General features: G+C 57.5%; 9 protein-coding genes. 3 read left to right on the top strand and 6 right to left on the bottom strand.

Going from position 1 to position 13,775, the window contains the following annotated elements; translation table 11 throughout:
* Positions 1-74: 74 nt before the first annotated feature.
* The 5 genes from AWR36_RS13975 to AWR36_RS13955 all read right to left on the bottom strand — a co-directional run bounded on the left by AWR36_RS13975 (position 75) and on the right by AWR36_RS13955 (position 9,067).
* Complete coding sequence (locus AWR36_RS13975) at positions 75-1,802, bottom strand: dipeptidyl-peptidase 3 family protein (protein ID WP_067086151.1); 1,728 nt, start codon at positions 1,800-1,802, stop codon at positions 75-77.
* Between the two features lie 92 nt (positions 1,803-1,894).
* Entirely contained in the window at positions 1,895-3,709 is a 1,815-nt protein-coding gene (locus AWR36_RS13970; RefSeq protein WP_067086148.1) for an ABCB family ABC transporter ATP-binding protein/permease, read from the bottom strand.
* Between the two features lie 119 nt (positions 3,710-3,828).
* A complete protein-coding gene (locus AWR36_RS13965) occupies positions 3,829-4,440 on the bottom strand; it encodes an NUDIX hydrolase (protein WP_082679617.1) in 612 nt (203 codons plus the stop codon).
* A 166-nt stretch (positions 4,441-4,606) separates the two neighbouring features.
* Positions 4,607-7,780 (bottom strand): efflux RND transporter permease subunit, encoded by a 3,174-nt coding sequence (locus tag AWR36_RS13960; RefSeq protein ID WP_067086145.1) that lies wholly within the window; start codon positions 7,778-7,780, stop codon positions 4,607-4,609.
* A gap of 36 nt (positions 7,781-7,816) precedes the next feature.
* Positions 7,817-9,067, bottom strand: coding sequence for an efflux RND transporter periplasmic adaptor subunit (locus tag AWR36_RS13955; RefSeq protein WP_231745345.1), 1,251 nt, complete (start codon positions 9,065-9,067; stop codon positions 7,817-7,819).
* Positions 9,068-9,373: 306 nt separating this feature from the next.
* Here AWR36_RS13955 and AWR36_RS13950 point away from each other — a divergent pair, with 306 nt between their 5' ends.
* The 3 genes from AWR36_RS13950 to AWR36_RS13940 all read left to right on the top strand — a co-directional run bounded on the left by AWR36_RS13950 (position 9,374) and on the right by AWR36_RS13940 (position 12,707).
* On the top strand, positions 9,374-10,807 hold the full coding sequence (locus tag AWR36_RS13950; RefSeq protein WP_067086139.1) for a basic amino acid/polyamine antiporter: 1,434 nt from the start codon (positions 9,374-9,376) through the stop codon (positions 10,805-10,807).
* A gap of 16 nt (positions 10,808-10,823) precedes the next feature.
* Complete coding sequence (arcA, locus tag AWR36_RS13945; RefSeq protein ID WP_067086135.1) at positions 10,824-12,092, top strand: arginine deiminase; 1,269 nt, start codon at positions 10,824-10,826, stop codon at positions 12,090-12,092.
* A 75-nt stretch (positions 12,093-12,167) separates the two neighbouring features.
* Positions 12,168-12,707 carry an NUDIX hydrolase gene (locus AWR36_RS13940; protein ID WP_067086132.1) on the top strand — a complete coding sequence of 180 codons (540 nt, stop codon included), beginning with the start codon at positions 12,168-12,170 and terminating at the stop codon, positions 12,705-12,707.
* A 22-nt stretch (positions 12,708-12,729) separates the two neighbouring features.
* Here AWR36_RS13940 and AWR36_RS13935 read toward each other — a convergent pair whose 3' ends face one another.
* On the bottom strand, positions 12,730-13,683 hold the full coding sequence (locus tag AWR36_RS13935) for a carboxylesterase family protein (protein ID WP_231745344.1): 954 nt from the start codon (positions 13,681-13,683) through the stop codon (positions 12,730-12,732).
* Positions 13,684-13,775 lie beyond the last annotated feature (92 nt).

Genomic DNA, 13,775 nt, shown 5'->3' with positions numbered 1-13,775 from the left:
AAATGCTGAAAGTGCATCAATAAAAAAACCCGGCCGGAGCCGAGTCTTTTTCAAGCCAGGGGTCGGAGCAGCGTTTACAGCCCCAATACCTCTTTGCCCTGAGTGAAGGTCACATCCACGGGAATGCTGGCGTCAGCGAGGCGATCGAGGTCTGCCTGCAGCTCTTCACCGACCACACCCTTGCCCTCCAGCAGCTCCTTGGACTTTTCGTAGTCACCATCACCCTGAATGGTCAGGATCAGGTTGGAGAGGCTGGTCATGGCTTCCTGCATCTTGTCGAAATCGACACTGTAGTGACCGGTCTCGGGGTCGCGGGTAAAGGCGCCCTGCTCCTTGAAGTAGTTAAAGCGCATCATATTCGCCTTGCCGTGGGCGCTGGCAGCACCGAAACGCACACTGCGGAAGATGCTGGCAAGGAAAGTGACGTAGTTGTCCATCAGCTCGCCTTCCTCGATCTCTCCCTTCTCGTGCAGACGGGTCACCATGTACAGGCCGAGGATATCTGCCTTGCCCTCTTCCAGCGCAGACGATGTCTCCTTCAGCGCCTGACGGACATTCGCGCCATCGGTCACGGTCTTCTTGATGCCGAGGCCGTGTGCCACTTCGTGGAACATGGTGTTGGAGAAGAAGGCCGGGAAGGTGATGTGCTTACGCTGGTCCTCGGCGATCAGTACCTCGCTGATGGGCACCAGGATCTTGTCGAACTTGGCGCGCATGGCATTTTTCAGTTGCAGGCGACGGGTACCCTTGGCCAGCTGAACCTCCTCATCATTGGGAAGGTTGATGGCGATGGTCTTGGAGCCAGCATTGCTGTGGCCGGCATAGTAGAGAACATCGTAAGCGTTCAGGTCAGAGTCGGTGCCGGGCACCTCGGACTTGTACTTCTCGTCCACCGGCAGGCCCTTCTGCAGCTCGGGCAGGAAAGCGGCAAACTTGGCCAGCTTCTCGCTCCACTCCATATCCTTCAGCAGTACATAGGATTCATAGGCGGTGCGATAGGCGAACAGTTGATCCTCGTAGTTCTCGATGGGGCCGATCACCACGTCGATCTCGTTGTCCTTCATATCCATCCACGCCATATCACTGGGACGGAAGTCATCGTTCAGCAAAGCGTCGGCGCGCATGCTCAGGTAGTTGGCAAACTGCTCATCCTCGGCCAGTTCAGAAGCCTCGCGCAGAATCTGTGCGGCTTTCTCCAGGTCTGCCTTGTAGGCTTCGTGGTAAGGCACCAGCTGCAGGTTGCCCTTGTCATCGCGGCGCACCAGGGAGTATAGGCCGTCCTTGCCGGGCTGTTCCCAGGCCTCGAATTCAGCCTTGGTCATATCCTCCGGGTAGAACTGCGCGCCGAGCGGTTTCGGGCCGTACCCCTCCACAAAGGCTTCGTTGTTGTTCAGCCGGTCCCAGGGACCATAATTGATATCGGCAAACTTGCGCTTGGCAGGGTCATCGATCTTCGGCAGCAGGTCATCGGCCGGGCCAAAGGACTGCAACCAGAACAGGCGGTCCATGATTTCGCTGGCATCGATCAGCTTGGCAATCATCTGCCGCTGGTCGTCAGAGAGGTCGGAAAGATCCGCACTCAGCTCGACCGGTACGTAGATGTCGAAGCGATCGCTGGAAGTGCTTTCGCCCTCCTGCGGGCCAGTCTGCTCAGGGGTTGTCTCGGTCTCGGTCTCGGTCTGGGCCTCGGCCTGCGCGGTCGGGGCTTCTTCTGCGGTGCGGGATTGCTGCTCATCGCGGGGGGAGCAGGCGCTTACCAGCGCTAACGCCAGCAGTGCAGCAGTGATCTTAGCGGTTTTCATGGAAATCCTGCCTGTTATCTTCATTGGTCCGGCGCCACATTAAGGCGCTACCGGATTTTTATCAAGACAACAGCGGGGGCGGGCGGCAGCGCTCAGCGGCCGGCCTGGTTGGTATCGGCGGCACTGCGACGCTCCTCCTGCTGCAGCTGCCACAGGCCCGCGTAGTGCCCATCCTCGGCCAGCAACTGACTGTGAGAACCCCGCTCCACCACCCGGCCGCGGTCGAGTACCAGGATCACATCCGCATCCACCACCGTGGAGAGCCGGTGGGCAATCACCAGGGTTGTCTGCTCACTGGCAACCTGTCGCAGCGCACCGAGAATGCCCTGCTCCGAGCGACTGTCCAAGGAGGAGGTGGCCTCATCAAAGACCATGATAGGCGGATGTTTCAGCAGCGCGCGGGCGATGGCGACCCGCTGCTTTTCACCACCGGACAGTTTCAGGCCACGCTCACCAACCATGGTATGCACCCCCTCCGGCAACTCGCGCACGAAGTCTTCCAGTTGAGCGTGGCGGATAGCTGCCATCACTTCGTCATCGCGGGCATCGATACGGCCATAGCGCACATTCTCCAGGATGGACTGGTTAAACAGCACCGCGTCCTGCGGCACCACACCAATGGCTGCACGCAGGGAAGACTGGCTGACGGTGCGAATATCCTGACCATCGATGGTGATGCGACCCGCCGTCGGGTCATAGAATCGGAACAGCAGTTTGAACAGGGTCGACTTGCCGGCCCCACTGGCACCGACGATGGCCACTTTCTGTTGCGGCGCCACAGTGAAACTGACCCCCTTGAGGATCTCTCGGTCTGCACGATAAGCGAAATGCACATCCTCGAAGGCGATGCGCCCCTCTTTCACCTGCAGCTCTGCGGCATCACTCGTGTCTTCAATACCCGGCGCCACACGCAGCAATGAGAACATCTTTTCGATATTGGCCAGCGAGCCTTTCATCTCCCGGTAGACGAAGCCGAGAAAATTCAGCGGAATAAAGATCTGCATCATAAACGCGTTGATGAGCACGAAGTCACCAATGGTCATATCCCCACTGATAACCCCCATCGCCGCCAGAATCATGGCCGCGCTCATGGCACTGGCGATGATCAGGGCCTGACCGGCGTTTAGCCCAAACAGTGACAGGCGATTCTTGCGACGCGCCTGTTCCCAGAAAGCCAGTTCGTTATCGTAATGGCCCGCCTCGTAGTTCTCATTGCCGAAATATTTCACCGTTTCATAATTCAGCAGGCTATCGACGGCCCGGCTGCTGCTCTGGCTCTCGGCCTGGTTCAGCTCCCGTACAAAGCGGGTCCGCCACTCGGTCGCCACCACAGAAAAGCCGATATAGATGACCACCGCACCGAGCACCAGCAGGGCAAAGACACCACTGTAGTTCCACCATAACAGCCCTGCCACCATGCCGATTTCCAGTAGTGTCGGCACGATATTGAAAACCATGAAGCGCATCAGGAAGCCGATGCCGGCATTGCCCCGCTCGATATCTCGTGAGAGTCCGCCGGTGCGCCGGTTGAGATGAAAATCCAGATCCAGCTTGTGCAGATGCTCGAAGACCTCGAGTCCGATCCGACGCTGGGCGCGCTCGGTGACACGGCCAAAGATGGTATCCCGCAGCTCGCCAAACAACACACTGGAAAAGCGCACCGCGCCATAAGCCAGTAAAAGACCCAGAGGCAGCGCCGCTGCAGCTGCCACACCTCCGGCATTATCCAGGTCATCGACGATGTGTTTGAGCAGAAATGGCAGGCCCACGCTGGCCAGCTTCGCCCCCACCAGGCACAGCAGCGCCAGGATCACCGCACGGCGGAATTCCAGCAGGTAGGGAAACAGGGTTTTCAGTGCACCCCAGTGCACCTCACTCAGTGGAACATCAGACTTGGGTCTGGGCATGGTCAAGCTCGCGGGATAATGGCGGCCATTATAGGCCCCAAGGGGTCTACTGCCAGAGGGGTACTCCAAGGCTTCGGAACACAGCCCGCAGCCGGATCAAGAGCCGGAATGCAGAGCTGTTAGTTCAGGGCCCGCAACGGGACGTCGTCACTGTGCTCGATACGCGCGCCGAGCACCCGCGTCAGGAACTCGGTCAGGATACCGGCGGTAAAGCCCCAGATTTCATAGTCCTGAAACTGGTAGGCCGGGAGATAGATGGCGTGCTCATCTATTACGATGCGATCGGTGCGAATGCGCGGGTCCTCGAGGAAGAACGAGAGGGGTACGCGAAAAATCGCATCGAGCTCCCCTGGATTCGGGGACAGACTTACCTGCGGCGATATAATCCCCAACCACGGTGTCACACGCACATCCCAACGCGTGGTACGCGGCCATAGCGGGCCGAGCACTCGCACCTCTTCCGGGGGCAGGCCAATCTCCTCCTCCGTCTCGCGCAGAGCGGTGTGTTTCAGGGAGCGATCGCCTGGCTCCCACCGTCCGCCCGGCAGGGAGACTTCACCAGAATGCGTGGAGAGATGTTGCGAACGCAAAGTCAATATGACCTGCGGGTCGGCTTCGTCCGTGAGGGCCAGCAATACGGCTGCGTGGCCAGTCAGCTCATTGCCGCTTGCAACTTTGCCCTCCAGCCTTGTCCGAAGCTCGGAAAATTTTTCCTCAATCTTTTTCAGCATCAAATTATTTTCGCATCACCCACCACAAGCGCTCGTGGCGATCTCGCTCCTGAATGTGTCCCTCTGTCATTCTATCCTGCGCCGGGCTTTTTCCGCCATGTATGCATCTACAGGCAGATGATCACGGGCGATGTGAGAATGGGAACTCCCCCCAAGGGCGGTGAGCTCACGTCTCCAGGGTTTTCTCGACGCTGACGTTGTCTTTCCCTCGCCCACCTTTGACCCACTCCCGCAGCCGCTGCACCAGCGCGAAATAGATCGGCACAAGAAAAGTGGAGAAGACACTGGCAGCTACCATGCCACCCAGGACGACGAGGCCAAGAGACACCCGACTCGCTGCACCGGCGCCGGTCGCGATTACCAGGGGAAAAATACCAAGTACAAATGAGAGTGCGGTCATCAATACGGCACGCAGGCGCAAACGGGTAGCTTCGAGTGCAGAGTCGGTGATCGATAACCCCTTCTCCTGACGCTGCACCACAGCAAATTCTGTCATCAGGATCGCGGTCTTGGCCGACATGGCAATGAGGAGCACCACGCCGATCTGCGTATAAAGATTGTTTTCCCCCCCCATGATCCACACTGCAAACATACCACCGGCGATGGCGATCGGCACCGCCAATAAAACCGCGACTGGTATCGCCCAACTTTCATACTGCGCCACCAGGAACAGGTAGGCAAAAATCAGGGCGAGAGAGAAAAGGATCGGTGCCATATTGCCAGCTTCGATCTCCTCGAGACTCGACCCTGTCCATTCAAAGCTATACCCTTGGGGTAACTGTTCGGCAACTTCCTCCATCGCCCTCATGGCATCACCACTTGAATACCCCGGGGCCTGGCTACCATTGATATTGATACTGTTATAGAGGTTGTAGCGGTTGATGCTGAGAGGCCCCACCATCGGCTCGAATTGCGCCAACGCATTCATCGGTACCAGCTCACCCCCGCGATTGCGCACGAAGAAGCCACTTAAAACTGCCTCATCGCTACGGAATTGCGCATCCGCCTGCACCAGCACCCGGAAAACCTTACCGAACCGATTGAAATCATTCACATAGATACCGCCGAGATAGGCCTGCAGCGTCGTATAGACATTCTCCAGCGGCAGGTCCAGCGTATGGGTGCGATCTTTGTCGATGACCAGTCTCAGCTGTGGTGTGGCCGACTGGTAAGTGGTATAGGCGGTGGCGATTTCCGGCCGCTGGTTGGCTGCCTCGAGTAACTCTTTCATCGCCTCGGCCAACGCCGTGATACTCCCGCCCTGCAGATCCTCAAGGATAAAGGAGAAGCCACCAACAGCGCCAAGTCCCGGCAATGCCGGCACGGGAAAGGCACCAACGGATGCGGAGGTTATAGCTCCCATTTGCTTTTGCACACGCTGCATGATTGCCTGCTGGAACAATTCAGGATTCGTGCGTTCCTCCCAGGGATGCAGCAACACGATCATCAATGCAGCGTTTGAGGCCAGGGTATTTGATAACAGGTTATAGCCCGGAACCGCGATAATATGGGCAACACCATCCTGCTCCAGAACCTTTTCTGTAATCAGATCGACAACCGGCTCGGTGCGTTCGATCGAGGCGGCATCGGGCAACTGCACATGCATCATGAAATAGCCCTTGTCCTCATCCGGAACAAAACCGGTTGGCACAGCCGAGAACAGGTACCAGCACAACAGCGCGACGCCGGCGATGGTAGCCAAACCAAGCAGGGGAATCCCGACAAAAAAAGCCACTATCCCCGTGTAAGTTCGCGACAGCACCTCCAACAGTCGATTGAAGAAACCGAATACCCCGCCCGTTTTTTGTCCCTCTTCTCCGGTTCCCTCCTGCTTCCTTAGCAACAGGGAACAAAGCGCAGGACTCAGCGTCAGCGCGTTGATACTGGAAATCAGCACAGATACGGAAATGGTGATCGCAAACTGCTGGTACATCTTACCGGTGAGGCCAGGCATCAGCATTACGGGGACGAATACCGCCAACAATACTGCCGTAGTGGCGATCACCGGGCCGGTGACCTCATTCATGGACTTCAGTGCCGCTCCCTTGGGCGCCATGCCCTCCTGGATCAGGCGCTGGGTATTTTCCACTACGATAACTGCATCGTCGACGACGATACCGATCGCAAGAATCAGGGCAAATAAAGTAACAGTATTGATCGTCATTCCCAGCGCATACATCGCGGCAAAGGTACCGATCAGGGAAACCGGGATGGCGATTGCTGGAATCAGAGTGGCGCGCCAGTCCTGCAGGAATACGAACACCACAATGATTACCAGAATCATGGCGATGATCAGTGTCTCTACCACTTCATTGATAGAGGCCTCTACAAACTGAGTGGTATCGTAAAGAATTTCTGCCCGCAGCCCCTCTGGAAAGCGCTGACGCAAATCGTCGAGGCGCGCGTGAATATCTTGTGACACATTGACCGCATTGGCTTCTGGCAGCTGGAAGATACCCATTACGGTTGACGGCTGACCATCGAGCAGGCCAAACGCCCCGTAGTAGCGACTGCCCAACTCAACCCGGGCCACATCGCCCAGACGCAATATGCTACCATCGGCTCTGGAGCGGATGCTGATATTGGCAAACTCTTCCTCTTTTGCCAGACGACCACGCACGATCACGGCATATTCAAACTTCTGATCCTCCTTGGCTGGCGCAGCGCCAATCTTGCCCGCGGCCACCTGAACGTTCTGCGCCCGAATCGCCTGAATGACATCCTGCGCCGTCACATTGAGGGCTGCCATCTGATCGGGGTTCAGCCACACTCGCATAGCGTAATCCTGGGCCCCCAGGATCTGCACCTCACTGACACCATTCACACGGGCCAGCTCATCCTTGATAAAAATTTCGCCGTAATTGGCCAGGAAGAGGTCATCCAGCGCCTCACTGGCCCCCTCTTCAGCAAAAATATTGACGATCAACAGCATGTCGGTGGATTTCTTGCGTACCTTGACGCCGCCGCGTTTCACCTCCTCCGGCAGCTGGGGCAAAGCCTCCTGCACGCGGTTCTGCACATTGACCTGGGCAATGTCGCCGTCGTAACCACTTTCAAAGACCACCCGCAGGGCATAAGTACCATCATTACTACTTACGGAAGACATATATTTCATGCCTTCGACACCGTTGACAGCGGCTTCGAGGGGCACCGCCACACTATCGCGCATCACTTCAGCACTGGCACCCGGATATACCGTCTGTACCTGCACAGTCGGCGGTGTAATATCAGGGAATTGCGCCACCGGCAGCAACGGCAAGGCCAGCAGGCCCGCCAGCGTGATCAGGATTGAGATCACAAAGGCAAAGCGCGGACGCCGGATACTGAACGCACTGATCATGCGTGGACTCCGGTCATGCCCTGCTCATCCGTATATTCACTTGAAGTCATCGTCGACTCCCGACGGATACCGCTGCAGACCATCTTCAGGCGTTCTTTCTTCGGGCTTGATACGGCGTTCACGGAATGGCGGCGGTGTGCGCGTTTCAAGGTCTTTGTAAGGGTCCAGTGATGGTGGCTGTGGATCCACCGGCTTGCCTATTGCCACGCGCTGCAGGCCACTGACCACCACTCGCTCGCCGCCACTCAACCCTTTTTTGACGGCCCACAGCACACCCTCTCGCTGTCCAAGCTCGAGGTACCGTTTTTCGGCTTTGTTTTCCTGCCCGATGACGAAGCAATAATACCCCTGCATATCCTCCTGCACTGCGACCTGCGGAATCAGGGGCTTCACAGACTCAGCCCCACGAAAAACCCATACCGACACCCTGGCAAACTGACCCTGCACCAGTAACTGGTTTGGGTTGGGAAAACTGACGCGCGCGGTGACTGTACCGGTGGAGGGGTCGATCGTGTTTTCGACGAACTCAATCACGCCGGGATGAGGGTAGTACTCCCCATCGGGCTGCTTGATGCGGATATCGCGCCGGATGGGTCCCCTGCCCTCCGCCCGCCGCTGCTCTTCTTCTGCTCGCACGGAGAAAAGCTGAAATTCAGGCACTTGGAAACGGACGAAAATCGGATCCATCCGCACGATGGTGGTCAGCGGGATCTCGATATCCGGTCCCACCAGGGACCCCTCTGGAAACTCACTGCGGCCGATCGGCCCTGAAAGGGGAGCACGGATTTCGGTGTAGGACAAATCAAGTTCTGCGCTGCGCACATCGGCGGCTATTGCCTGCACCCGGGATTCTGCCTGCTCAAATTGTCCCTTGAGCTCATCCATCTGAACCTGACTGATTGCACCGGTCTCGACCAGCTGCAGGCCCCGGCGGTAATTCCGCTCTGCCACCTGCAGCGCCGACTGTGCCTGGGCGAAATTCGCACGCTGGTTTTCCACCCTGGCCACAAAAGGCTGGGGATCGATCACGTATAGCAGCTCGCCCTCCCGGACCTGTTGGCCCTCGACGAAATGCCGGCTCTCGATATGCCCGGAAACCCTGGAGCGCACTTCATATTCATCAGTTGCCTCCACCTTGCCAACATACTCAAAGCGGGGGATCACCTGGTGCTCACGAATCGTCACCACCTCCACTGAAGGAGGTGGGGGCGTCTCTTGTGCCTGTTCTTTATCGCCACAGGCGACCAGGCCAACCGCGAGCAAGAAAAACAATAAATAACGTGCCACGACTACCAACCATGCCCTGTGTACTACGAACGGGACGATGAAGAGCATTTTTTCATCGACCGGCCCACCACCTTCAACTATAGGCCCTCAGTAACCTCACATCGCTATCGCAATCAGAACGGCAGTTACTGGCGTAACAATCCTCGCCCCATTTGCTCAAGTCTGCCTTGTCTGCTACCAGCTCCGACCCATTGATGCCGTATTTCGCATAGCCAGAGAACCTCGTTAACCGATGCTTGTGTCTCATCTGCCAAGCACATTCAGACATCTAGACTGACCTCAGAAACTCCGACAAAGTGGGCCCGCATGTCTGCAGAAACTGAGCACAATCTGACGCGTACGACCATGATGGGCATGGTGGTTGGCTCCATGGTCGGCGCGGGTATCTTTTCCCTACCGGCCACCTTTGGCAATGCCACCGGCCCCTTTGGCGCCCTGATTGCCTGGACCATTGCCGGTACCGGTATGTTGATGCTGGCCTTCGTGTTCCAGTTCCTGGCGGTGCGCAAACCCAACCTGGAAGCCGGTATCTTCACCTACGCCCAGGAGGGCTTCGGCAATTACATCGGCTTTATGGCCGCCTTTGGTTTCTGGGCTGGTAGCTGTCTGGGAAACACCACCTACTTCGTGCTTATCAAGTCCACGCTCGGTGCAGCCGTCCCAGCCTTTGGTGAAGGCAATACCGTCACTGCTGTCGCCGTATCTTCAGTGATTCTGTGGTCCATCCACTTCATGATCCTCAGAGGCATCAAGCAGGCGGCTTTTATCAACAAAATCGTCACCGTCGCCAAGATCATTCCCATCATTATCTTCATCGTCATCGTGGCGGTTGCCTTCCAGAAAGATCTGTTTGTAAACAACTTCTGGGGCGGTAGCGATTACAGCTTCAGCGACGTCATGAGTCAGGTTCGCAAGACCATGCTGGTCACCGTCTTCGTCTTTATCGGAGTGGAGGGCGCCAGCGTCTTTTCCCGTTACGCGAAGAACCGGGCAGATGTGGGCTGGGCAACGGTGATGGGCTTTCTCGGCGTGCTGTGCTTGATGATCATGGTTACGTTGCTGCCCTACGGAGTGATGCTGCGCCCTGAGATTGCCGACCTGCGCCAACCATCAATGGCCGGTGTGTTGCAGGCGATTGTCGGCACCTGGGGTGCTGTGTTTGTCAGCGCCGGCCTGATTATTTCGGTACTGGGTGCCTACCTGGCATGGACGCTGCTCTGTGCAGAGGCGCTGTTCTCTGCCTCAAAATATGACCTTGTGCCAAAAGCTTTCGGGCATGAAAACAAGAACGGGGTTCCATCCACCGCGTTGTGGCTGACCAATGGCCTGGTACAGACATTCCTTATCCTGACCATCTTCGCCCAGTACGCCTTCGACCTGACCCTCGAAATGACCAGTTCCATGACGTTGATTCCCTACCTTCTGGTTGCGGGCTACGGGCTCAAGCTTACCTGCAGCGGGGAAACCTATGAGTCAGATCGCCATGGCCTGCGCAACCGTCAATTGCTGTTTGCCCTGATTGCGACGATCTACGCCATCTTCATGATCATCGCCGGGGGTCTCGAGTATGTCCTTCTCGCCTGCATTCTTTTCGCACCCGGCACCATTCTTTTCATCCTCGCCAGACGTGAACTAAAGCTCTCCCTGTTCAAGATACCGGAGCTCCTGCTGTTCGGACTGATCATGATTGGCGCACTCGTCGGCGTTTACGGGCTTGCCACCGGTACCATTACTCTCTGACAAGAGGTCTGCTTCAATGGCCAAAGCCAGGACAAATTCCGAAGCCACACTCGGGGTTCACTCGGAGGTCGGCCAGCTGCGCACTGTAATGGTCTGCGCACCCAGCCTCGCCCATATGCGACTGACGCCGACCAACTGTGACGACCTGCTGTTTGACGACGTCCTCTGGGTACAGAATGCCAAGCGGGACCATTTTGATTTCATCACCAAGCTGCGGGATCTTGATGTCGAAGTCCTCGAGATGCACAACCTGCTGGCAGAAACCGTTGCCATCCCCGCAGGTAGAAAGTGGCTGCTGGACCGGAAGGTGACTCCCAACAATGTGGGCCTGAGCCTGATGGAGGACACCCGCGCCTATCTCGAAAGCCTGGAGCCCCGCAAACTGGCGGAATTTCTAATCGGTGGCGTCTCGGTCACGGACCTGCCTGAAGAATTCTCCCAGTCGCAATTCGTGGAACTCGCTCGCGAGGCGCACGGGGCCACGGAATACCTGCTGCCGCCGCTACCCAACACGCTCTATACCCGCGACACTACCTGCTGGATTTATGGCGGCGTCTCCCTGAATCCACTTTACTGGCCCGCGCGCAAAGAAGAGACTTTCCTGACCACGGCGATTTACAAATTTCACCCCCGCTTTACGGAAGAAAAGTTCAATGTGTGGTGGGGCGACCCGGATATCAACTTCGGGCTCGCTACGGTCGAGGGGGGCGATGTCATGCCGGTGGGCAATGGCGTCGTACTGATCGGTATGAGCGAGCGCACCTCGCGACAGGGCATTTCCCAGCTGGCCACAGCGCTATTCGAACAGGAAGCTGCCCAGCAGGTCATCGTTGCCGCCATGCCAAAGCTGCGGTCGGCCATGCACCTGGATACGGTTTTTACCTTCGCCGACCGGGATCTGGTGACGCTGTATCCGGAAATCATGGATCAGGTACATCCGGTGGTGATGCGCCCCGGCGACAGCAAAGGCAAGCTGCACGTTACCCTGGAGAACAAATCCTTTGTGGACGTGGTGGCCAAGGCGCTGAACCTGAAGAAACTGCGGGTCGTGGAAACCGGAGGCGATGCCTACGTCGCCGAGCGTCAGCAGTGGGACAGCGGAAACAACCTGGTGGCAGCAAAACCCGGGGTCGTATTTGCCTACGACCGCAACACCACCACCAACACCGCCCTGCGGAAAGAGGGGGTCGAGGTGGTCACGATTGTTGGTGCCGAGCTGGGCCGGGGGCGGGGCGGCGGCCACTGCATGACCTGCCCCATCAAGCGGGATCCCATCGACTTCTAGGAGCCTAACTACCATTTCGCTCCCCACCACCCCACAGGCACTGACGGCGGCGGGTGAGCGGGGTATACTGACGCCATGAAATTCTGTTGTCACTGCGGCAGTGCGTCCGTTTCCTTTGCCATTCCCGAGGGCGACGACCGCCCCCGCCACCTCTGCATTGAGTGCGGCGCCATCCACTATATCAATCCACGCGTGATCGTCGGTGTGATGCCCTATCTCGGGGACCGCGTTCTGCTATGCAAGCGCGCTATTGAGCCGCGCCTGGGACTATGGACCCTACCGGCGGGCTTTATGGAAAATGGCGAGAGCAGTGAGGAAGGCGCCCTGCGGGAATCCTGGGAAGAAGCCCGGGCGAGCATTCGCGTGGACGATCTCTATACCGTCTACGATATCCCCCATATCAATCAGGTGTACCTGGTGTACCGGGGCGAACTGACCGACACCAATTTCGGGCCCGGCCCCGAATCCCTGGAAGTCGAGCTCTTCCGGGAAGAAGAGATCCCGTGGGATGAGATGGCCTTCCCGATTATGACGGAGACGCTGAAGCACTATTTCAGTGACCGCCGTCGCGGACAATTTGGGCTTCATCGGGGCATTATTGCCCGCAAGCTCTGACCACTCTCCGCGTGCAATACGCTCACGGCGACTTTTCCAGGGATTGCTGCAGCAGCCACTGATACAAGTCCTGCCCCTCGTAGACCCGGCGCCAGACGTCATGGGACATGTCTTCATGAACGGTAAAACGAACCTCACCGCCCATCTCCTCGAGACGATTCACCCCGGCATAGAAATAAGACTTTTCCACCGTTCGGTCACGCCCACCGGCAAAGACCCACACCGGCACTTTATTCTGCGCAATTGGCGCCATCAGGTTTGGATGGCCCCAGCCCACCACCGGTGCCACAGCGGCAAATTTTTCCGGATGGCGACTGGCCATATACCAGCTGCCAAAGCCGCCGTAACTGAGCCCCGTCAGGTAGATGCGGTGATCATCCACACGGTAACGCTCGCTGACATGATCGAGCATCGCAATCAAATCGGCTTCGACTTTTTCCCAGCCCCAGGGCAGACCCTCGGGTATTTCATCCCACCCTGAGACCGGCTGTCCAATACTCATCCGGCCACGAGGCTGGATATATTTGCGCTCTGGTACACCGGCAGCGAGACGATCCGGGATACTGTCACGCGAGCGGTTGGCAATGTAGCTCACCTTTTTGTCCATCCCGAACATGTGTAGCTGCGGGACCAAGATAATAAATGGCAGGTCACGCTTCTGAATCCAGGCCTCGTAAAGAGGTCCATGGATCAGCGTATAGTCGAGATCATCTCCACCGTTACCGCGCTCCCCGTTGCCATGCAAGTGCATCAGGACTGGCCAGGTCTTCTCCGGCTGCTCTCCATACCCTCGCGGCAGATAGACAAAATATTCGCGGCTTGAGCCATCCACTCGACTCGTGTACGGGAGCCTGAGCAAACGTGCTTCGCCGACGCCATCAGCCAGGCTGTCCTTGGATAATGGAAAATATTGGCACCCTACCAGCAGCGACAGGGTTAGCAGGACGGGGCCAATGGGAATTGCCGGGGATTTCACGGCGCGCTCCTTTTTCTTCATTATTGTTGCGCTGGATTAAGAGGAAAGGGCCGGACTTTAGCCCCTCTTGATCGGAGGCCAATCATCCGGCA

It is taken from the genome of Microbulbifer flavimaris (assembly GCF_001641755.2).
Classification (GTDB): Bacteria; Pseudomonadota; Gammaproteobacteria; order Pseudomonadales; family Cellvibrionaceae; genus Microbulbifer; species Microbulbifer flavimaris.
This window is presented reverse-complemented; position numbering and strand designations above follow the sequence as displayed.